The organism is Streptomyces sp. RPT161, assembly GCF_027533845.1.
In the GTDB taxonomy this organism is placed as follows: Bacteria; Actinomycetota; Actinomycetes; order Streptomycetales; family Streptomycetaceae; genus Streptantibioticus_A; species Streptantibioticus_A silvisoli_A.
This window is the reverse complement of sequence record NZ_JAPZVN010000006.1, coordinates 106,742-125,868: the sequence shown is the minus strand read 5'-3', so window position 1 is coordinate 125,868 and position 19,127 is coordinate 106,742. Positions and strand designations below refer to the sequence as shown.

Genomic DNA, 19,127 nt, shown 5'->3' with positions numbered 1-19,127 from the left:
ATGACATGTTACAAGAGAAGACAGGTACAGCGCATTGGCAGCAGTTACTGCCCGTCTCATTGGAGGTGTCCCGCGATGTTGATGCGCACCGACCCGTTCCGCGAGCTTGACCGCCTGACCCAGCAGCTCCTTGGCACGTCCGGCACCTGGTCCCGGCCGTCCCCGATGCCGATGGACGCCTACCGCGAAGGCGACGTGTATGTGATCGCTCTGGACCTCCCCGGAGTCACCACCGACGCCATCGACATCGACGTCGAGCGGAACATGCTGACCGTCAAGGCCGAGCGTCGGCCGACGACCAAGAGCGAGAACGTCCAGATGGAGCTGTCCGAGCGGCCGCTGGGGGTCTTCTCCCGCCAGCTGATGCTCGCCGACACCCTCGACACCGAGCACATCGAGGCCGACTACGACGCAGGGGTGCTGACCCTGCGCATCCCGATCGCGGAGCGCGCCAAGCCCCGCAAGATCTCCATCGGCGGTGCGTCGGAGCGCAAGCAGATCAGCGGCTGACCCGCCGCGTTCCGTTCCGCAGCAGCGGTGGAGGCGGGCGTCCCCCGGCACTCCCGCCCCCCGCCGTCCGCTCCCCGACCTGCGCAGGAGGGGTGACCATGGTGGCCATCCGTTCGGAGGAGTTCCTGGAGCGCATCCGGGAACGCGGCGAGTACGACACCCGGCAGGAGGCCGAACGCGCCGCCCGAGTGGTGCTCGCCCTGCTCGGCGCGCACGTGGTCGGCCAGGAGCGGTCCGCACTCGCGGCCCGGCTGCCCGAGACCTTCGCCATGATCCTGCTCAACCCCCTGCCCGCGGCCGAACCGCTGGCCCCCGAACGGTTCGTCCGGGCCACTGCGGCCTGGATCGAGGGGGCCACCGAGGAGACCGCCAAGTGGGATGTCGGCGCGGTGCTCAGCGTGGTGGCCGAGGCGGCTGGCGAAGATCTCACCCGGCGGCTGCTACTCCAACTGCCGGTCGGCTACGACCTGCTGTTCGGCCGCCCCTCATCGGCCTGAGCCAGTCCACGCCGCACACCGCCGGCGTCCCCACCCATCCCAGCCCGCCAGCCGTCGACCGCGCCGCGCCGGTGCGGCGCGGCGCGGTCGGCGGGCACCATGTGGAAACGAAAGGCATGCCACCCGTCATGATCGACCAGCGCCACCCGGACTGTCCCGACACCGCGGAGACCTTCGAGGCCCTGCTGGCGAAGGTCCGGTACGAAGGCGCCTACCCCACCCGGGAACAGGCACAGGAGGTTGTTCTCCAGGTCCTCGCCCTGCTCGGCCGCCAGCTCACCGGCGAAGAACGGGTCGCACTGGCCGCGCAGTTGCCGCTGGAGGCCGCGTTGGCACTCACCGGACAGGCCCCCGCCACCGAGCAGTTGAGCGGCTGGGGCTTCGTCAAGGACCTGGCGCGGCGGTCCGGCACCACGCCCGCGGTCGCCCGGTGGAACACCGGGACCGTCTTCTGCGTCCTCGCCCAACTGATCGGACCGGACCTGCTGGACCGCATCCTCGAGCAACTCCCCGAGGGCTACGCCCTCCTGTTCGGACGGCCCGAACTCCGGCCCCGGCAGCAGCGCCAGGCGGCCTAGACACTGTGTGAGGTCGGGATCGATCTCGGGTTTCGTCTCGGCGTGTGGGTGGGGCTGGTAGGGCGGGGGGTGTGACGCGTAGGCAACTGCCCTCCTGCGCCAGATGTGGCGGCCCGCGTCACGGAGAACAACGTGCTCCGCGTACAGGCGAGTTTCGTGGGGCCGGAGGACGCCGGGCGCTGCCAGTGTTTCCACAGGCATCGCTGTGCCGAAGAGGATTCGGAGCCGCTCCGGCGCCCACCGGGCCGTCACGAAGCCCACGACGGAGACCGCTGCCGGGGCCTCGGCGTCATGAGTCGGTACGCATGCGGCGCGGCTCAGGTCAGCGCCGTGACAGCCGAGCCTGCCTGGGCCCGCTCCCGCACCACGCGGCGGCGCCGGGTCGGCATCCCGAGCGTCGGGTTGGCGACGCCCCAGGCCGCGCCTTTGCAGACCAGCTCTTTGTAGACGGCGGCGAGCCGCCCGGTCAGCGCCGCCCGCACGGCCCGGTCGTCAGCGGTGACGTACTGGATCACGCCTTCCCTGCGGCCCAGCGAGATGCACTGGTTGAAATAGCGCAGCGGCGCGTTCGGGAGCTTCCCGCCGGTCAGGCGCGCCGCGATGGCGTCGGCCGCCTGCCACGCGGTGGGCGTGCCCGACGCGCACGACATCCGCAGCGGCTTGCCGCCGGGGCCCATCGCCATGGCCGCGTCGCCGATGGCGTACACGTCCGGGTGCGAGACCGAGCGCATGGTCGGGTCGACCACGATCTGGCCTTGGCCGGTGACCTCCAGGGTGGTGGTCTTCGCGATCGGGTGGACTGCGAAGCCGGTGGTCCACACGGTGACCGCGGCAGGGATGGCCGTGCCGTCGGCGGTGGTGACGCGGTCGGCCTCGACGCCGGTGACGGCGGCGTGCTCGTGCACGGTGATGCCTAGCTTGTCGAAGACCTTTCGCAGGTGCCGACGGCCCTTGGGCGAGAGCCAGTCGCCGAGGCCGCTGCGGGCGGCAAGGGCAACGTGGAGGTTCGGGCAGGCCTCGGCGATCTCGGCGGCGGCCTCCAGGCCGGTCAGGCCGCCGCCGACGACGACCACGGACTGTCCCTCCTCCAGGCGGGCCAGCCGCGCGCGCAGCCGGAGCGCTCCGGGGCGCCCAGCGATCTCGTAGGCGTGCTCGGCGGTGCCTGGGACGCCCTGGTCGTTCCAGCCACTGCCGAGGGCGTACACGAGGGTGTCGTACTCCACCAGTTCCTCCGCGCCATGCGCGTCGGTGACGGCAACGGTCTTGCGGTCGACATCGACGCCGGTGACCTTGGCGAGCCTCAGTTCGACGCCGGTGCCCGCGAACATCTCGCTGAAGGGCAGGGGCTTGAGGTCCTGGCCAACGGCCAGTTGGTGGAGTCGCACGCGCTCGACGAAGTCAGGTTCGGAGTTGACGAGGGTGATAGCGGCGTCCTCGCGCGTCAGCCGCTTGGCGAGGCGCCCGGCCGCGGTGGCTCCGGCGTATCCGGCTCCGAGGACGATGATGCGGTGCTGCATGTCGCTGCTCCTGTCGTGCGTGGGTTCGCCACTTGAGCCGGGCGGACCGTCGTTTCCTGACAGGAGCGCGACGTGAAGCACCTCACATCGGGATCAGAACGCGATGAGCAGGGGCTCTCCATGGTCGGCGGCCGCCCACCGCTTGGTCGCGCGTTCGAGCTTGTCGGGGTTGACCTGGTTGCGGAACGCGGCGACGCCCTCGGCGGTGACCTCCAGGCAGAAGACGCCGACGACCCGGCCGCCGACGACCGCCACGACGGCGGGGTCGCCGTTGGCGGTCGAGGCGTAGACCTCGGGTGAGCCACCGGCGATGGCCCGCTTGGCCTTGCCGGGTTTGAACAAGCCGCGCATGAACGTCGCCACGGCGAGGGCACCTTCGAACGCCTTGGCGCGGGCCGGGACCTTCCCGCCGCCGTCGCCGATCGAGATGGCGTCCTCGGTGAGCAATCGCACGAGCGGTTCGGTGCGGCCGCTGGTGGCGGCCGTGAGGAACTCCTGGACGATCCGCCGGGCGGCCGCCTCGTCGACCTCGGTGCGGACCCTGCCGTCCGCGACGTGCTTCTTGGCACGGTGGAAGATCTGCTGGCTGGCGGCCTCGGTGATATCGAGGATCCCGGCGATCTCCTGGTGCGGGTAGTCGAAAGCCTCCCGCAGCACGTACACCGCCCGCTCGTTGGGGGACAGGCGCTCCATGAGAGTCAGGACCGCGTACGAGACCGATTCACGCTGCTCGGCGGTGTCGGCCGGACCGAGCATCGGGTCCCCGCTGAGCAGCGGCTCGGGGAGCCATTGGCCCACATAGGTCTCGCGCCGTGCGCGGGCCGAGGTCAGCTGGTTGAGGCACAGGTTGGTGAGGACCTTCGTCAGCCAGGCCTCGGGGACCTTGATGCGGTCGACGTCGGCGGCCTGCCAGCGCAGGAACGTTTCCTGCACGGCGTCCTCGGCTTCGGTCGCGGAGCCCAGGAGGCGGTAGGCGATGGCCTCCAGGCGGGGTCTGGAGGATTCGAACCGGTCCACGTCGGCCATGGTCAAGGGCATGGCCGCGATGGTAGCGCTCGCGGCGCACGACGGCCGCAGCGTTACGCAGGGGCCGGGATGCGGAGCGAGTTCCCGCTTGCCGGGTCGAACTGGACGCCGTTGCCCTCTGGCCGCGCACCAGCAGATCTCCGCAGGCGAAAGAGCTGGCTGCTCCCCCGCGGAACAGTGGTCTCGACCCTGGTTCCAACTGTGGTTCACCGTGAGGGTCAAAACGACCGCGTCACCGCCGCGGTCCGGTTCCATTCATCGTTCACCGTCACACATTGGTGTGGCCGCTGGCGGGGTGGCCGGGTACGACGAGCACGCTCCAATCTGCCGGGTGAGCGCTTCAGGAGTGACCGGGTTTGGCTAGTGCTTTGCGGGTGCAGGAGTGCGTCGCCGTCCGATGAGCCAGTACGCGGCCGCGCCACCTGTGTTCATGGTGCTGGCAATGCGCCAGATCTTCTTGTTTCCACGGATCAGCGCAGGTGGTCGCCTCCGCAAGTCCCGCCAGGTCAGCGCCATCGCCGTGGCGTGCAATCCGCCGAATACGGCGAGGACCAGCTTGTTGGGCTTGCGCTTCGATGCCATGGCCTCTCCCTGTCGCTGTTGCGGCTCCCAGTGTCAGTGTCCACGGGTGCCAAGAAAATCCTCCACGACAGTGCTACCCACCGCTCACAAAGCGACCCTGAAGGCGCAGCTCGTGTCATGCCGGTCCCACCGCACGGGGCGCGCCCTCCTCCGACGAACTATGCGACGCGGCCATGTTCATACCGTCGCCATCGAGGTCTTCCATCTGGCTCTCCGGGGCGCCGCGCGCGGGCGCGCGTTTGCCGCGCCACCGAGGCTGGGCACCGGGCCCTGGCCGAGGACCGAGCGGCGCTGGCGCAGCTGCCCGCGAAGTCCTCGGTGACCAACCGCAGCGTTGAGATGCCTCGCCTGGTCAACCGCGGGGGCGTGGACTTGGTCGAGGGCGGCGCGTAGGTCGTGGGCGAGGGTAGTTGCGTCGCCGGCCTTCCAGAAGTGCAGGTAGAACAGGCGGGGTTGCTCATACAGCATGTGGTTGTGCAGTTCTACGATGCTCAGGCCGTGGGAGCGTAGGGCCTTGATGACCGGGTTTACCTGGTCGGCGGTCATGGTGAAGTCGCCGTTGACCGCGACGCGTTGGCCGCCGAGCGGTTGGAACATCAGCAGTGTGGACGCCTCCATCAGGTACGGCAGGGTGATGTGGGCGCGGGTGTCTGTGACCGGTTGGGAGACCGGGATGTGGTACTGCCACACGCCGTTGACGTTCTCGCCGTGCGAGCCGATGACCCGGTCCAGGGCGCCGGTGTTCAACGCGATCGGCCGCTCGATGCCGGGTTTCTGGTGCAGGGGGATGCTGGTCGTGGCCAGGGCGCTGTGCAGGGCGCGAGCGATCTTGAGGGGGTCGCCAAGGGACCAGTAGTGCATCCACCAGATACGCGGTGTGTCGTCCTGGATGTGCTTGTGAAGGGCGGTGATGGTCACGCCGCCTTGCTGGAGGCGGTCGGCGAAGGTGTTGACTTCGCTGGCGCGCAGGGTGGTCTCGCCGATCATCACCGCCTGGCCGGGGCCGGTTTGGTGGAAGGACGCCTCGGCGTTGAGTTCCATGCCGGGGTTCTCGCTGACACCGGCATTGACCTCGTGAAGGTCGGTGCGCAGCCACTCGGCAGTGTGCACGTTCTGCGCCTCGGTGGTCAGCGGCTGGCCGATGGCCTGCCCGACCGCCGTCCAGTCGATACCGCGGGCCTGCCCGGAGGCACTGCCGAGGGAGAACGTCAGTGCTGTGGCGAGGGCTGCGGTGCCCGCGACGGTGGCGATCACCGCGCGGCGCCGCGACTGACGCAGACGGGGCATCAGGTCCTCCTTGCGCTGTCGGAGTGGCCGGATTCCTCCCGACAGCCCACCACGTCCCAAGCGGCGGCGCGCGCGGAGGCCTCGCAGCACGCGGGGCCTTGCCTGCCGTGATGGTGCAGGTCACCGGCGATGTGACCGGTAGGCGATGGTTCGCCGCAGGCCGTACCAGAGCGCGCCCAACCCGAGCACCGCGGCACTGCAAATGACCGAGGTGGCCGGGAGGGAGAGGGCGAGCACCGCGCAACCGACCAAGCCCACCACCGGCACGGCGCGCGGCGGGCGACCCTCTTGCGCCGTCAGGGTGAACGCGGAGGCGTTGGCGATCGCGTAGTACGCCAGCACCCGTCGTTGCCGCAGCGTTCGCACACGCGTTTCTGCCGGTTCAACCCCGGACTCCTCACTCTGTGCGTGCGGAGATCGTGGCGGCGCGCGGACCTGGCTGGCGCATCCACACGCTGGTCTTCCTTGGTCGCCCCGAGCTCGGGAACGGTTGTATCTGCGCTCATGCAGTCCGTTAGCGCATCGCTGATGCGCCCGCCCCGCGCGGCAGGCTCGCGTCAGCCGATCTGTTCGGCCAGGGCGACGATGATGCCCGCAGGGCCGCGGAGGTAGCAGAGTCGGAAGGTGCTCTCGTACTGCGCCACCTCACCGAGGAGTTCGGCGCCGTGGGCGCGCAGGCGGGCGACGGTGTCGTCGATGTCGTCGACGGCGAACATGACGCGGTGCAGGCCCAGCGTGTTGGGCGGCGGGTTCTCCGGCTCGGCGCCGGACGCCGCGGGGGTGTGGTACTTGGTCAGCTCCAGCTTGCTGTGGCCGTCCGGGGTCCGCAGCACCGCGATGTCGCTCCGGACGCCGTCGAGTCCGACGGTGCGGTCCGCCCAAATGCCTTCGACCTGCCCCTTGCCTTCCAGCTCCATACCGAGCTCGGTGAAGAAGGCGACAGCCGCGTCCAAATCGTCGACGACGATGGCGACGTTGTCCATCCGCTGAATGGTCATGTCTCCGAGCATAAGGAACGCGGCGAGGGCTCTGTCCGCACCTGGTCGACGGATACCTGCCGGTGTGGGTGCGCAACCTCGCGTATCCGGCAGGTACTCCAACGTCGGCGCCATCCAATGCTTGCGATGCAGGTCGATCCACGCCGTCCACCGTTCCGGTGAAGGTGGCCGGGCGACTGCGGCGCGCCGTCAAGTCCCCTTGGCCTGCGTGCCGTTGGCGCTGCCCTACTCGGCGTCGCCTTCAGCTGAGAGTACGACGGGCTCCAGGTCCAGGCCGTTGAGGACGCCGCCGCAGTGGCCGCAGATGATTTGCGGAGTGATGAGTTCCCCGCAGGTGCGGTGCCGCAGGCCGCGACGCATGGGCTGGTCGGTGTGCCAGTGGTTGTGGGTCCACTGGGAGAGCGTGATCCAGGCAGGGACGATCTCGCGGGCGCCGGCGGTGAGCCGGTAGTCGAACCAGTCCTTGTCCGGACGGTAACGGTGGCGCTCGAGCAGATCGACCTCGACGAGTCCGTTCAGGCGCGCGGTAAGCGTGTTGGGGGCGATGCCCAGGTTGCGCTGCAACGCCCCGAAGCGCTCGACGCCGTAGAAGACCTCGCGAAGGATCGCGTAGTTCCACCGCTCGCCGAGCAGGGCGAACAGTTCCTGAGCCGTCGGCAGATCGGGCTGGCAGTGGGCGCGGGTGCCGTGACGTTGACTTCGCTCGCTGGTCGACATGCCTCCAGGGTACCCAACTGCCTCAAAATCGAAAGTACCTCTAGACAGCATGTACTTCCATATCGATAGTAGTTGGGGTGGGCCGCTCGGCAGGACACACCGCGGACGGCCCGCAGGACGCCATGCAACAGAACACGAGGAAGGAGTCGCCGTGATGCGAGTCGTGGTCGATCTCGCGCGGTGTCAGAGCTACGGGCAGTGCGTCTTCGCCGCCCCGGAAGTCTTCGAGCTGACCGGCCCGGAAGTCCTCGAATACGACAGCGCTCCATCGGACCACCTGCGCGAGCAGGCAGAACGAGCACGCGCCGCATGCCCGGTCCAAGCCATCACCATCGGACCTGCGGCCGGCCCGACCAGGGACGCCACCGCGGCCCCGCCGCGCTCTGCGGCGATCGACACGGTTGGGGGGCAGCGGTGAGCGATGCCATGGAAGTCGGCGTTGAGCACCGGCTCTCCCCCACATCGACGGCCGCCGGCTTACCGGACGACGGCCACGTGGTGATCGTGGGCGCGTCCCTCGCCGGCCTGCACGGGGCCGAGGCCCTGCGCGAGCAGGGGTTCGCCGGGCAGATCACGCTTGTGGGAGAGGAACCCCATCCACCGTACGACCGGCCGCCGTTGTCCAAACGGGTGCTGGCCGGACGCATGTCGGCCGACGACACCGGACTGCCGCAGCGGGAGGACTTCGAGGCGCAGTGGCGCCTGGGCACCGCGGCGGTGTCCCTCGATCGGGCGGCGAAGACAGTGACACTCGCCGACGGCGATGTGCTCGGCTTCGACAAACTGCTCATCGCCACGGGTGCCAGGGCCCGCCCGTGGCCTAAGGTCCATGAGGCCGCCTTGGGCGGGGTCTTCAGCATCCGCACCCGTGACGACGCCAGGGCGTTGCAGGCCCGGCTGGCCACTCGGCCTCGACGGGTCCTGGTGATCGGCGCGGGTTTCGTGGGTTCGGAGGCGGCCTCGGTGTGCCGGGAACTGGGCCTCGACGTGACTGTCGTCGAGCGTTCCCCGGCGCCGCTGGTGGGCGCTCTGGGCGGCCCGGCCGGTAGCGCGGCCGGGCGACTGCAACGGCGCCACGGAGTCGACCTGCGCACCAACACCTCGGTGCGGTCCCTGGAAGGTGACGGAGTCGGCCGCCTGCGCCGGGCGGCACTCTCTGACGGTGACATCCTCGATGTCGACGTGGCCATAGTCGCCCTGGGTGCGGTCCGCAACGTCGAATGGCTCGCCGGCTCCGCACTCAGCGTGGACGGCCGTGGCGTGCGGTGCGACGCGTACTGCCGTGCGGTCGACAGCGCCGGGCAGCCCGACGACGACGTCCTCGTGGCAGGCGACATCGCCCGCTGGCCCCACCCACTCTTCGACGGCGAACTCCTTGCGGTCGAGCACTGGGACAACGCGGTCCGGCAGGCACGCGTCGCCGCGGTGACCATGCTCCACGGCCCGGTCCTCCAGCACACCGCCTTGCCGGCCTTCTGGTCCAACCAGTTCGGTGTGAACATCAAGTCGGTCGGCGTTCCCGCCCGCGCCGATCAGTTCGCGGTCGTGCAAGGCTCGGTGGAGAACTCCGCGTTCGTCGCCGCCTACGGTCAACAGGGCCGGGTCATCGGCGCGTTGGCGGTCAACATGCCCCGCGCACTCGACGCCTACGCCACGATGATCACAAACCGCGCCAGCTTTCCCCCTGTTGCGCGGATCCCCGACGCCCCTGATCCCATCCGGGTTCTCGACACCGCGCTGCCACCGCTCGGGCAGGCCGCCCCCGACGCCGGTCGTCCGCAGCCCGACGAACAACGAGCAGGCGCCCGCCCGTCCCTGTAGTGCCGCACGGCAGCCCTCTGAACAGTCCTCTACCGTACGCCGCTCTGGCGCGGCAGCCGATTCGGTTTCCGACGTGCTCCGTTGCGAGAGCGGTTCGATTCAAGGAGGCGCATCATGTCGGACCACATCCCGACCACCGCCCGGTCCCTTGTCGACCTCGCCGCTTCAACTCCTCAGCAGGACCTGTTCGCTCGCGTCCTCGACCAGCGAAGCCGCCCCAACCCCTACCCCCTGTATGCCGCGTTGCGCAGGCAACCGGTCTCCCGCCAGGCCGACGGTACGTGGGTGGTCAGCGGATACGACGAGATAGCCGCCCTGCTGCACGACCCGCGCATCAGCTCCGACATGCGCAACGCGGGGCAGGAGTCGGCCCCCGGCGCCGAGAAGTCGTTCATCCTGCGCGATCCGCCGAGCCATGACCGCCTCCGCGGCGCGGTCATGGCCAGGTTCACCCCCGCGGTGGTCGAATCCCTGCGTGCCGATGTCCGCCGTATCACCGGCGAACTCCTCGACGCCGCCGGGTCCCAGGGCCGAATTGACCTCGTCGACGAGGTCGCCTACCCCCTGCCGGTCAGCGTGATCTGCAAGCTTCTCGGCATACCGCCCGAGGACGAGGCACGTTTCCACGTCTGGGCCGACACCCTCGCGCGCAGCCTCGACCGCGACCCGGACATGACGCAGGAGGAGGCCGACCAAATTCAGCACGCCGCTGACGCGCTCGCCGACTACCTCACGCAGTTCACCGCTGAGCGCGCGAAGAACCCGGGCGAAGACCTGATCTCGGGCCTCCTCACCGGCGGCGCCCACACGGAACCCCTGCGCGGCGACGAACTCGTGGTCACCACCCGTCTGCTCCTCATCGCCGGCCATGAGACCACGGTCAACCTGATCACGAACGGAATGCTCACCCTCCTGCGCCATCCCGACATCCTCACTCGCTTCCGCCGCGAGCCCGCGCTGGTGGTGCCCATGGTCGAGGAACTGGTGCGCTACGAGCCGTCGGTGCAGTTCCGCTATCGCGCCACCCTCGACGATATCGACGTCGGCGGCACCACCATCCCCGGCGGCTCCGCGGTCGTGCTGTTGCTGGCCGCAGGCAGCCGCGACCCCCACCACTTCGACCAGCCCGAGCAGTTCATCCCCGACCGAACCCCCAACGAACACTTCGGATTCGGAGGCGGAATCCACTACTGCGTCGGCGCTCCCCTGGCCCGCCTCGAAGCCCATGTCGTGCTCCCCGAACTCGTCCGCCGCCTGGAGAACCCCCGGCTGGCCGAGGACCCGCCCCCGTACCGGCCCACGGCCGCCCTTCGCGGTCCCCGCCACCTCTGGCTCAACGTCGACCGCGTCCGCCCCTGACCGGACCGTCCGACTCGACCGCACACCCACCTACGCGCCAGCGCTCAAAGTACGGTGACGGCTTGTCAGCCAAGGGGGCGGTCGGCGGCGGCGGAGCGGCACCGGCCGGTGTCCGACCGGGCTCAGCGTGATGCTCTGGCAGCGTGCCACGGGCGGCGTGGGGTGGCTGACCTGCCGCCGTGCGCCGCCCGTACGCCTGCGTGCAGCAGCACGCCGGTCAGGGTCCCGGCGACCACCCCGCTGCCCAGCACGGTCCTCACCCACCCCGGGAAGCCCGCGTACAGGCCGGGTGTGACGATCGGGAGCAGCCCGACAGCGAGCGCGACAGCGGCCACCATGGCGTGTGAGCGGTCCCCCAGGTCGGCCCGGTGCAGCATCGTCACGCCCATCACCGCGATCATCGCGTACACCATCAGGGAACTGCCGCCGACCACGGGTGCCGGGATGGCGGCCAGCATCCGGGGTACCGGCGGCAGCAGCCCGGCCGCGACGAGCAGTACTCCCGCGCCAGCCGTGACGAACCGGCTACGTACGCCTGTCAGTTGTCCGATGCCGATGTTCTCCGAACTCGTCGTCAGCAGCGAGGTGCCGAAGGCGGCTCCGGCCAGCGACACGACCGCGTCGGCGCGCACCACCCGCGGCACGTCGCGCCGCGGGTCCGGTGTGCGGCCCGCCGCTTCGCTGTTCATCACCGTCTGCCCGGTCGCCTCGGCCAGCGAGGCGAGCGCGAAGATCAGCAACGGCAGCGCGGCCATAAGGTCGAAGCGTGGTGCGCCGAACGGCAACGGCTGCGGCAGGGCCGGGCTTCCGACGCTCGCCGCACCGAAGTGGCCCAGGCCCGTGACCGCGGCCAGCACGGTGCCGGCGGCCATGCCGAGCAGCACGGCCGACTGCCGCCAGGCGCCGCGGAGTGCCGCGAAGCACACCAGCGTGCACCCGATGGTCAGCCCCGCCAGTACCACCGCGGAGGGAGCAGCGCGGCCCACCGCCCCCTGCCCGGTGATCAGTTGGGAGGCCACCTGCACCATGCCGATCCCGATCAGCAGCACCGTGGTTCCCAACACCAGCGGCGGGAAGAACCGCACGATCCGGGCGTACAGCGGAGTCACCGCCAGCAGCAGTCCGGCCGCGAGCAGCGCCGACCCGCAGGCGGTGGCGGGCCCGTGGTCCCTGGCGATCTGCAGGAACAGCGCGGACGCCGCGCCACCGGGGAGCATCACGAACGGCAGCCGGGCGCCGATTCGCCCGAGGCTCAGCGACTGGAGCAGCGCGCCGGCGCCGCACAGCATCAGCGTCGCGCTGAGCAGGGATGTGGTCCGGCCGGGGGCGAGTCCGAGAACCTGCCCGGTCAGGAACACCGTGGAGACGGGCGCGGCGATCATCGCCAGGACGTGCTGCACGGACAGGGGCACCAGCCGTCGCAGCGCGGGCCGTTCGTCTACCGTCAGGGCCTCCGTGTTGCTCATGCCCGCGCCCCGACGTCCAGCCACGGCAGTTCCTCCGGCGGGTAACGGTAGGCCCGGAACACCGCGTTGGGCTCTGCCGGGAACAGCGTGCGCACCTCCGACTCGCGGTACGCGCCGAAGTACGGCACCACGTACTCCCAGCACAGATATCCGTCGGCGGTCACCTCGAACAGCCGCCCGGAGGGCGAGTCCGTGACGAGCGTGTTGCCGTTCGGCAGCCGTTGCGCGCTGCCCATGAAGGGGGCGAAGAACGCCTCGCGAGCCGGGTCGTGGTACTCCCAGGTGATCTTTCCGCTGGTGCGGTCGATCTCGATGACGCGGGAGAACGGCACGTCCCAGCCCGGCCGGAAGACGCCGTTGTCGAAGACGAGGATGCTGCCGCTGGGCAGTTCGGTCGGGCAGTGCTGCTGCGAGACGATGCCGAGTTCGGTGCGCCAAAGGATCTCTCCGGTCGCGCGACTGATGACGATCACGGCGGAGACGCTGCGCAGGCTGGCCAGGATGTTGCCGTCGGCGAGCGGCGAGACGCTGTTGATCAGCGGCCAGTGCTCGCGCGAGTAGTGCGGGTGAAGGGCGTACTCGACGCGGTCGAGGTGCTCGGCGGCCCGCCACGACCAGGTGACGTTCCCCTCGGCATCGACCTCCTTGATGGTGTCGGCCCACACCGTGCCGTCCGGTTCCGACCCGGCGATTCCGCCGAGCACAGCGTCGGCCTCGGCGCCGCGCAACGGCTCCAGCGCGGTATAGAGGACGCGGCCGTCGCCGAGGTGATGGGCATCGTGGTGCTGCAACGGGTCGCGGTGCTCACGCAGTACGGTGCCGTCGGGGGCGGCTTCGAGCATCACGCCGCCTCGGTACTTGTGCCACATCGGGAAGAGTGCGGGCTCGTCGGGCAGTACCCCGTTGTAGGCCAGGTTGCCGCCCGGGAGGATCCGGGCGTGGCGGCCCGGGCGGTACGGGAGGTTCCATCGGTGCACCACCTCTCCTCGCAGGTCGACGAGGTAGACCTCGCCGGTGCCGGTGAGCGGCGCGTACAGGGTGTAGCCGGGGAACGCGGCGTCGGCGTCGAGCGCGATCAGGCCGGTTCCACGGCGGCGGCGGAAGTTCTGGTCGACGGTGGCCATGCTGCGGAGCCTCTCTGTCAAACTTTGTTTGATGACATCGAAACGAGTTTGACAGTAGCGGCCGGTTGTGTCAGCAGTGTGAAACGACGAGAAATCAGTGCGTAGGGTGGCCAGGAGCAATCAGGAAGCGGGACTGAGGCGGGACTTCGCGTGACGGACGAAGCGGCAGCACCAACGGTCGGGGCCAGCGTCAGGCGCCGCCGCCGGGCTCTCGACCTCACCCTGGCCGATGTCGCGGCCCGCGCCGGGCTGTCGGTGCCGTTCCTCAGTCAGATCGAGAACGCCCGCGCCCGGCCCAGCATGCGCTCGCTCCAGGCGATCGCCGACGCTCTCGACACGACCGCCGTCCACCTGCTGGCAGCCGCCGAGACTCCGCGCAGCGTGGACGTGGTACGCGCCGAGGATGACCCCGGCCTCTCCTCGGCCGGGAAAGCTCGGGTACGGCCCCTGGTGCGTGGCCATCACCAGTTGCACGCGCTGGAGTTCACCGGCGGCCACGCCAGCGGTCGCGAGTTCCATCACCGCAACGACGAGTTGCTGTACGTGGCCGACGGATCCGCCGAGGTCGACGCGGGCGGCGAGACGTACCGCCTGCGGCGCGGCGACACCCTGTATCTCTCCGGCGGCGTACCGCACAGCTGGCGCGCTCTCGAACCGGACACGCGGGTCGTGCTCGTCGCCGTCGCTGACCACATCGAGGCCACCGCCGACCCGCGCCGCTGACACAGAGCGGAGTCCCCCGTACGCCTGTCTCGCTGACGCCACCGCCGACCGCGACGCTTGCCCTACGCACTACGCCGCGCTGAACCGCGCCAAGTTCCGCAAGTTCAGGGCGTGTTCGACGCCCGACACCGAACTACGAGTTCAGTGGTCCTGCTGCTCGTATCGCCTGACGGCGTCCGGGGTGACGGGGGCGAAGAAGTTGACCAGGTTGCCGTCCGGGTCTTTGAACAGCAGCGAACGGTTGCCCCAGGGCTGCGTCGTGGGCCCGTTCACGATCTCGACGTCACCGAACTTCTTGACCTTCTCGTACTCGCGATCCACATCGGTGACCCGGAACTCGACGATCACACTCTGGTTGGCTGCCGGTCGGGGCGCCTGTGCACCGAGCCCCTGCACCGTGCGGGTGCTCGCGAGAGCGAGGGTTCCGCTCGGGGTGATGATCTCGGCGAAGTCGTCCGTGGACCGCTTCGCCACCAGGCCCGTGACCCTCTCGTAAAACCCGACGGCGCGGGCGACGTCCTCGGTGATGATGCGGATCGAAGCGAAGTACATGGCAGGCTCCTGTGCGATCTGTTGTGTCATGAGGCAGACCGTACGGCGGATACCGGACAGAAACCGCCCGGTATTCAGGAGAAAATCGTAGGCATGAGTCGTCCTACTGCTCGGGTGCTCGCACTCCTGGAAATCCTCCAGTCAGGCGGCGTCCACCCTGTCGCCGATCTCGCCGACCGACTGGGCGTGGACGCGCGAACGGTCCGGCGATACGTCGACCACCTGGCCGACCTCGACGTGCCCGTTGAGTCGGTGCGGGGACGGTACGGGGGCTACCGGCTCGCCCGTGGGTACCGAATCCCCCCGCTGATGCTGACCGACGACGAGGCACTGGCCACGTTGCTCGGCTTGATGACCGTGCGACGGGCCGGGCTCTCCACGACGTCAGCCGCGGCTGCCGACGCCGCAACCGCCGAGCTCCGTCGTGTGCTGCCGCAACCGCTCGGTCGACGCCTGGACGCGCTGCTCGCGACGGCGCAGTTCACCACGCCGACCGACGATGCCGCCGCCGGGCCGGGCGGGCGTGTTCTACTGACCCTTGCCGAGGCCGCTTGGGATCGGCACCCAACCGAGATCTGGTACTGCGCACGCGACGGCAGACGCAGCCAACGGGTACTTCACCCCTACGGCCTCGTCGCCCACTCCGGGCGGTGGTATGCCACCGGCGCCGATTCGACCAGCGGAGAGGTCCGGACGTTCCGGGTGGATCGGATAGAGCACGTGCGTACGCTGTCCAGTTCGTTCGACCAGCCAAAGGACTTCGACGCCCAAGCGCATGTCCTGGCCGGTCTCGCCGAGACCCCGTGGACGCACGACGTCAGCCTTCGCGTCCAAGCAACCCGCGATCACATCCGGACCCGGTTCCCGGAAGGGATCGCGATCGTCGACGAGGTCCGTCCGACGTCGCAAACGCGCACGCAGCCGGAAGACAGCAACGAGCCGAGCCCGGGTGAGAGTTGGTTCCGTATTCGACTCCGCGCCGAACGGCTGGAGTGGATCCCACCGTTGCTAGCCGCGCTGAACCGTCCCTTCGTTGTCGAGCGGCCAGCCGAACTGCGAGGCCACATAGCCGACTTGGCGCAACACCTCGCTCAGTACGCGAGCACGAATGACGAATCGCGTTGATAACCCGCCATGAACGCGTATCCCCACTCGCGCACACGACCGTTTGACCTGCATGGGTGTATTTTTCCCACCCACGCCTGGTGGGCGAGGTGGTGGCGGCGGACGGCGAGGGCCAGCGTGACCGGCTCGCTGAACCTTCGCCGTCCTCTCAGTCGGCTTTCCCACAGCAAGTCCTGCCGCATGGGAAAGCCGGGAGGATTGGACGGTGCGCGTCAGTGCTGTTCGGGGGCCTTCACGGCGGGGCGGGGCCACGCGTCGGCGATGGAGGTGTTGGGGTCGCGCGTGGTCCATTCGAGGACCTTGGTCCCGTTGAGGCGCTCGAGGACGTACTTGTCGCTGCGGTACCAGATGCCCTCGGTCACCCGCTTCCCGGCGAAGTACTTCCGCTCGATGGTGACTTCCTTCTTGTGCTCTTTGACCTCTTCGTGGGTGGTGGTCACCTTCAGCTCGCGGCTGATGGTCGCGCTCAGCGATGCGCCGAAGCCCTTGAACCCGAAGCTCGCCTCGGCCGTGACCGAAATGCTGGTGGTGTCTTCGATGGTCTTGGAATCGGTGGTCGTCAGGCCCACCGTCGTCTTCTCGGTGTGGGTGTAGTCCGAGGCGCCGCCGTGCTCGTAGGAGTAGACCCGCTCCCAGAAGCCGTACCGGCGCAGGATGTAGTAGGGGTTCTCCTGAGCTTGGCGCTTGCGGTCGTAGGCTGGGTCCTTGACCAGCGGGAAGGGATACGCCATCGCCCCGACCTGCACCGGCTGGGTCTTGTCGGAGGTGGTCGGCTTGTAGTCGGTCATCCGGTGGATGTCGCCGATGCCGGGGTAGGTGATGTCGGGCAGGTCGAGGATGGGCTTGTACTCGTCCTCGGCCTCGAAGAGCCAGTGCTGAGAGGCGGCATCGACGCCGCTGGCCAGGGTCCACTGCTGGAGCGGTGTTCCTGCCTGGGTGCTGTGGCTCCAGGGCTGTACCAGTAACTGGCTCTTGTCGTTGATGATCTGGACGGCCCCGCCGGTCACGTCGTGCAACAGCCATCGCTGGGCGGGACGGTCGCTCAGCGGCTGAAGGTGGAATTGTTCCAGGTGCCACCCCGGGTCGGTCTGGTTCGCGCCGATGTTCGCCACGAGGCCGCTGGCCTTGTTGGCCAGCAGGTACATGCCGAAGTCGAGCGGGAAGACATGCCAGATCTGGCTCGCCCGGTTGCGGTCGGACTGGGGCTGGAGGTGCCACAGCTGGAGTTCCATGGACTCGTCGTGGCTGTACGCCCTGACGTTCATGTACAGATCGCTGCGCTTGTTCTTGAGCCGGTAGGACCGGCCAGCTGGGATCTGCGGCATTACGGCCACCCTTTCACTCGCGGAGGACGAAACCCGGCCCGCTGCACGGGCAGCACTGATCACGGCGTACGCGGTATTGCGTCACTGAATGCAGCGATTGGGGCAGAGATGAGCCAACCACTGAGCAGGTGGGGCGTCTAGGACTCATTCCAGGCCACTGCTACGGAGTGTCCGGCGGTTCATGAGCGGAGCCAGAGCCGAACCGTTAACCACCGTTCGATGACACTTCCACCGCCTGTCCCGACCAACGCTCTTCGGCAAGTGCGGCTGCAGCCGATCCCACTCTTCATCGCCCGCCCCACGCTGCCCCGAACGAGCCGCGCCGGGGCTCGTCACCGACCTGTCAGACAGTCCCTAGGCCGGGCGGTGGACGGCTGTTGAAGCCAGCTCACGTGCGGCGCGGTGCCAGAACGGGGTCGCAGCCAGGTAGATGCCGCCGACTCCGATCAGGCCGACGGCGACATCCACGCTGGTGCGGCCGTCTTTGGCCCAGTACACGTCCTTCAGGTCGAGCAGCAGCATCAGTTCGTCCACGATGAGTGCGTTGGCCGCGCCGTACGCCATCGCGGTCACGGGGTGCCGACGGTGTCGTTCCTGTCCGCGCAGAGCCACCGCGCCTACTGCGCTGAGCAGGGCGATGCCGATGTTGTAGTGGTGGAAGTGTCGTCCTCCGACAGTGATCCCTCCGCTGGCCGGGCCGTGTCCGTCCCGGATCCAGTGGGTGACAGCACGTGTGGCGGTGAAGGTCGTGGTGAACGTCGACCATGCCACCAGCACAGAGCGCTCAGCCGGTCCCACGTGATCGCGGTACGCGCTTCGCAGCCGCCGTGACAGCTCGTGCCCCGCCCGGGACAACCCACTACTGCTTCGCCCCTGGGCCAGCAGCCGCATGATCTCTCCCTACGTTACGTTCCGACCGCTCGGTCAGCGGTGGCAGCTGCGCCTACCCCCTGCTGTGGGTCCGAACCGTGTGCGCTCGCCAACCCGGACTTCGCGGAGGTCGCATCGGCGTGGGCATACGGGTAAGGCGAGGCCAACTGTCCCGACAGTCGCCGCTGGGGGGTGCGGACCCGGGCGCGGGCCAGTCGCCGACGGATCGGCTGGGCACACAGAGCTGGTGAGGCGGCACGGCAGCCATGGCTGATGGGAAGCACATGCTCGCCCGCGCACGCAGTGTCGGAGCTACGGCCGGTTGTCGGCCCGAGGAACGGCGGCCGCGGTACCGGTTGTTCGCGTCCTCGGCCCCGGTGAGATGTCTTCGGGTAGACAAGTGAGGCTGCCGCATCACGGCTGCTGCTCGGGCACCGATTCACGAAGTTGCCAGCCCTACCATGTCGGTATGGCCCTCGACCTCTTCGCAGGCATCCCGGTCAGTGACTTCGCGGCGGCGCTGGCTTGGTACGAACGGCTCCTCGGCTCGCCGCCCGCGTTCTTCCCGCATGACGCGGAAGCCGTGTGGGAACTCGCGGAACACCGGTACGTGTACATCGTGCAGCGGCCCGCGCAGGCCGGAAACGCCATGCACACCGTTTTCGTCGAAAACCTCGACACCCTCGTCGCCCAGATCGCTGACCGGGGACTGGAGTCCACGAAGCGCGAGACCTACACGGAAGGCGTGCGCAAGATCACGTACCGCGATCCGGACGGCAACGAGTTCGGATTCGGCGGCGCTCCACTCTGACCGCAACCAGTCGTTGGGGAGAGCCGTCCGAGTTGGAGCGGGCAGCCTGCACCGCGGGCCGATGGACGACTGTTTGCCCAACCACCAAGCGCTTGCGGGACGGTCGGAGGATGCCGGACACCGCAGGGTCGGCCCGCGCCGCAAGGTGACCTTGGCGTGCCCCGAAGGCCCGGACAGCATGGTCATCGAACTACAGGAAGCAATCGCGAAGCAGGACTGCGTGACTTCGCGGCCTTCCC

General features: G+C 69.0%; 21 protein-coding genes. 9 read left to right on the top strand and 12 right to left on the bottom strand.

What is annotated here, in order from left to right; all coding sequences use genetic code 11:
* Positions 1 to 75: 75 nt before the first annotated feature.
* From O5O46_RS15270 to O5O46_RS15260, 3 genes are all read left to right on the top strand, one after another.
* Complete coding sequence (locus tag O5O46_RS15270; protein ID WP_269855968.1) at positions 76 to 510, top strand: Hsp20/alpha crystallin family protein; 435 nt, start codon at positions 76 to 78, stop codon at positions 508 to 510.
* Between the two features lie 98 nt (positions 511 to 608).
* On the top strand, positions 609 to 1,007 hold the full coding sequence (locus O5O46_RS15265) for a DUF2267 domain-containing protein (RefSeq protein ID WP_269855967.1): 399 nt from the start codon (positions 609 to 611) through the stop codon (positions 1,005 to 1,007).
* Between the two features lie 128 nt (positions 1,008 to 1,135).
* Positions 1,136 to 1,585, top strand: coding sequence for a DUF2267 domain-containing protein (locus O5O46_RS15260; RefSeq protein WP_443072545.1), 450 nt, complete (start codon positions 1,136 to 1,138; stop codon positions 1,583 to 1,585).
* Between the two features lie 317 nt (positions 1,586 to 1,902).
* On the opposite strand, the gene O5O46_RS15255 is transcribed toward O5O46_RS15260, so the two are convergent.
* The 7 genes from O5O46_RS15255 to O5O46_RS15225 form a co-directional block, all read right to left on the bottom strand.
* On the bottom strand, positions 1,903 to 3,102 hold the full coding sequence (locus O5O46_RS15255; RefSeq protein ID WP_269855965.1) for an NAD(P)/FAD-dependent oxidoreductase: 1,200 nt from the start codon (positions 3,100 to 3,102) through the stop codon (positions 1,903 to 1,905).
* Positions 3,103 to 3,195: 93 nt separating this feature from the next.
* A complete protein-coding gene (sigJ, locus tag O5O46_RS15250) occupies positions 3,196 to 4,140 on the bottom strand; it encodes an RNA polymerase sigma factor SigJ (RefSeq protein ID WP_269855964.1) in 945 nt (314 codons plus the stop codon).
* 348 nt (positions 4,141 to 4,488) lie between these two features.
* Positions 4,489 to 4,710 carry a hypothetical protein gene (locus tag O5O46_RS15245; protein ID WP_269855963.1) on the bottom strand — a complete coding sequence of 74 codons (222 nt, stop codon included), beginning with the start codon at positions 4,708 to 4,710 and terminating at the stop codon, positions 4,489 to 4,491.
* Between the two features lie 177 nt (positions 4,711 to 4,887).
* Positions 4,888 to 5,997 (bottom strand): LppY/LpqO family protein, encoded by a 1,110-nt coding sequence (locus O5O46_RS15240; protein WP_269855962.1) that lies wholly within the window; start codon positions 5,995 to 5,997, stop codon positions 4,888 to 4,890.
* Between the two features lie 120 nt (positions 5,998 to 6,117).
* Entirely contained in the window at positions 6,118 to 6,363 is a 246-nt protein-coding gene (locus O5O46_RS15235; RefSeq protein WP_443072541.1) for a hypothetical protein, read from the bottom strand.
* Between the two features lie 191 nt (positions 6,364 to 6,554).
* The gene (locus tag O5O46_RS15230; RefSeq protein WP_269855961.1) at positions 6,555 to 6,995 is read right to left on the bottom strand and encodes a VOC family protein; all 441 of its coding nucleotides are present in this window, start codon (positions 6,993 to 6,995) and stop codon (positions 6,555 to 6,557) included.
* 225 nt (positions 6,996 to 7,220) lie between these two features.
* Positions 7,221 to 7,712: a winged helix-turn-helix transcriptional regulator gene (locus O5O46_RS15225; protein WP_269855960.1), complete on the bottom strand. Its 492-nt coding sequence runs from the start codon at positions 7,710 to 7,712 to the stop codon at positions 7,221 to 7,223.
* A gap of 154 nt (positions 7,713 to 7,866) precedes the next feature.
* Between O5O46_RS15225 and O5O46_RS15220 the strand changes: the two genes are divergently transcribed.
* The 3 genes from O5O46_RS15220 (at position 7,867) to O5O46_RS15210 (ending at position 10,892) form a co-directional block, all read left to right on the top strand.
* On the top strand, positions 7,867 to 8,130 hold the full coding sequence (locus tag O5O46_RS15220) for a ferredoxin (protein WP_269855959.1): 264 nt from the start codon (positions 7,867 to 7,869) through the stop codon (positions 8,128 to 8,130).
* An 8-nt stretch (positions 8,131 to 8,138) separates the two neighbouring features.
* Positions 8,139 to 9,533 carry an NAD(P)/FAD-dependent oxidoreductase gene (locus O5O46_RS15215; RefSeq protein WP_269856120.1) on the top strand — a complete coding sequence of 465 codons (1,395 nt, stop codon included), beginning with the start codon at positions 8,139 to 8,141 and terminating at the stop codon, positions 9,531 to 9,533.
* A gap of 114 nt (positions 9,534 to 9,647) precedes the next feature.
* Positions 9,648 to 10,892 (top strand): cytochrome P450, encoded by a 1,245-nt coding sequence (locus tag O5O46_RS15210; protein WP_269855958.1) that lies wholly within the window; start codon positions 9,648 to 9,650, stop codon positions 10,890 to 10,892.
* A gap of 122 nt (positions 10,893 to 11,014) precedes the next feature.
* On the opposite strand, the gene O5O46_RS15205 is transcribed toward O5O46_RS15210, so the two are convergent.
* Together O5O46_RS15205 and O5O46_RS15200 are read right to left on the bottom strand one after the other, a co-directional pair.
* Entirely contained in the window at positions 11,015 to 12,358 is a 1,344-nt protein-coding gene (locus O5O46_RS15205) for a uracil-xanthine permease family protein (protein ID WP_269855957.1), read from the bottom strand.
* Positions 12,355 to 13,482: an arylsulfotransferase family protein gene (locus O5O46_RS15200; protein ID WP_269855956.1), complete on the bottom strand. Its 1,128-nt coding sequence runs from the start codon at positions 13,480 to 13,482 to the stop codon at positions 12,355 to 12,357. The genes O5O46_RS15205 and O5O46_RS15200 overlap by 4 nt, the downstream gene beginning before the upstream one ends.
* 150 nt (positions 13,483 to 13,632) lie before the next feature.
* On the opposite strand from O5O46_RS15200, the gene O5O46_RS15195 reads away from it, so the two are divergent.
* Positions 13,633 to 14,205, top strand: a complete 573-nt coding sequence (locus O5O46_RS15195; protein WP_269855955.1) for a helix-turn-helix domain-containing protein — start codon at positions 13,633 to 13,635, stop codon at positions 14,203 to 14,205.
* A gap of 141 nt (positions 14,206 to 14,346) precedes the next feature.
* On the opposite strand, the gene O5O46_RS15190 is transcribed toward O5O46_RS15195, so the two are convergent.
* Positions 14,347 to 14,757, bottom strand: coding sequence for a VOC family protein (locus tag O5O46_RS15190; RefSeq protein ID WP_269856119.1), 411 nt, complete (start codon positions 14,755 to 14,757; stop codon positions 14,347 to 14,349).
* A 93-nt stretch (positions 14,758 to 14,850) separates the two neighbouring features.
* On the opposite strand from O5O46_RS15190, the gene O5O46_RS15185 reads away from it, so the two are divergent.
* A complete protein-coding gene (locus tag O5O46_RS15185; protein WP_269856118.1) occupies positions 14,851 to 15,882 on the top strand; it encodes a helix-turn-helix transcriptional regulator in 1,032 nt (343 codons plus the stop codon).
* Between the two features lie 212 nt (positions 15,883 to 16,094).
* Here the strand turns inward: O5O46_RS15185 and O5O46_RS15180 are convergent, their stop codons facing one another.
* On the bottom strand, positions 16,095 to 17,207 hold the full coding sequence (locus O5O46_RS15180; protein WP_269855954.1) for an RICIN domain-containing protein: 1,113 nt from the start codon (positions 17,205 to 17,207) through the stop codon (positions 16,095 to 16,097).
* Between the two features lie 354 nt (positions 17,208 to 17,561).
* Entirely contained in the window at positions 17,562 to 18,005 is a 444-nt protein-coding gene (locus O5O46_RS15175; RefSeq protein WP_269855953.1) for a hypothetical protein, read from the bottom strand.
* Positions 18,006 to 18,546: 541 nt separating this feature from the next.
* Here O5O46_RS15175 and O5O46_RS15170 point away from each other — a divergent pair.
* Complete coding sequence (locus O5O46_RS15170) at positions 18,547 to 18,888, top strand: VOC family protein (protein ID WP_269855952.1); 342 nt, start codon at positions 18,547 to 18,549, stop codon at positions 18,886 to 18,888.
* The last annotated feature ends 239 nt before the right edge of the window (positions 18,889 to 19,127 follow it).

What these genes read in the sequence shown, in the direction of transcription:
- O5O46_RS15270 (WP_269855968.1), top strand. Translation starts at nt 76, where the DNA reads ATGTTGATGCGCACCGACCCGTTCCGCGAGCTTGACCGCCTGACCCAG.
- O5O46_RS15265 (WP_269855967.1), top strand. Translation starts at nt 609, where the DNA reads ATGGTGGCCATCCGTTCGGAGGAGTTCCTGGAGCGCATCCGGGAACGC.
- O5O46_RS15260 (WP_443072545.1), top strand. Translation starts at nt 1,136, where the DNA reads ATGATCGACCAGCGCCACCCGGACTGTCCCGACACCGCGGAGACCTTC.
- O5O46_RS15255 (WP_269855965.1), bottom strand. Translation starts at nt 3,102, where the DNA reads ATGCAGCACCGCATCATCGTCCTCGGAGCCGGATACGCCGGAGCCACC.
- sigJ (WP_269855964.1), bottom strand. Translation starts at nt 4,140, where the DNA reads ATGCCCTTGACCATGGCCGACGTGGACCGGTTCGAATCCTCCAGACCC.
- O5O46_RS15245 (WP_269855963.1), bottom strand. Translation starts at nt 4,710, where the DNA reads ATGGCATCGAAGCGCAAGCCCAACAAGCTGGTCCTCGCCGTATTCGGC.
- O5O46_RS15240 (WP_269855962.1), bottom strand. Translation starts at nt 5,997, where the DNA reads ATGCCCCGTCTGCGTCAGTCGCGGCGCCGCGCGGTGATCGCCACCGTC.
- O5O46_RS15230 (WP_269855961.1), bottom strand. Translation starts at nt 6,995, where the DNA reads ATGACCATTCAGCGGATGGACAACGTCGCCATCGTCGTCGACGATTTG.
- O5O46_RS15225 (WP_269855960.1), bottom strand. Translation starts at nt 7,712, where the DNA reads ATGTCGACCAGCGAGCGAAGTCAACGTCACGGCACCCGCGCCCACTGC.
- O5O46_RS15220 (WP_269855959.1), top strand. Translation starts at nt 7,867, where the DNA reads ATGCGAGTCGTGGTCGATCTCGCGCGGTGTCAGAGCTACGGGCAGTGC.
- O5O46_RS15215 (WP_269856120.1), top strand. Translation starts at nt 8,139, where the DNA reads ATGGAAGTCGGCGTTGAGCACCGGCTCTCCCCCACATCGACGGCCGCC.
- O5O46_RS15210 (WP_269855958.1), top strand. Translation starts at nt 9,648, where the DNA reads ATGTCGGACCACATCCCGACCACCGCCCGGTCCCTTGTCGACCTCGCC.
- O5O46_RS15205 (WP_269855957.1), bottom strand. Translation starts at nt 12,358, where the DNA reads ATGAGCAACACGGAGGCCCTGACGGTAGACGAACGGCCCGCGCTGCGA.
- O5O46_RS15200 (WP_269855956.1), bottom strand. Translation starts at nt 13,482, where the DNA reads ATGGCCACCGTCGACCAGAACTTCCGCCGCCGCCGTGGAACCGGCCTG.
- O5O46_RS15190 (WP_269856119.1), bottom strand. Translation starts at nt 14,757, where the DNA reads ATGTACTTCGCTTCGATCCGCATCATCACCGAGGACGTCGCCCGCGCC.
- O5O46_RS15185 (WP_269856118.1), top strand. Translation starts at nt 14,851, where the DNA reads ATGAGTCGTCCTACTGCTCGGGTGCTCGCACTCCTGGAAATCCTCCAG.
- O5O46_RS15180 (WP_269855954.1), bottom strand. Translation starts at nt 17,207, where the DNA reads ATGCCGCAGATCCCAGCTGGCCGGTCCTACCGGCTCAAGAACAAGCGC.
- O5O46_RS15170 (WP_269855952.1), top strand. Translation starts at nt 18,547, where the DNA reads ATGGCCCTCGACCTCTTCGCAGGCATCCCGGTCAGTGACTTCGCGGCG.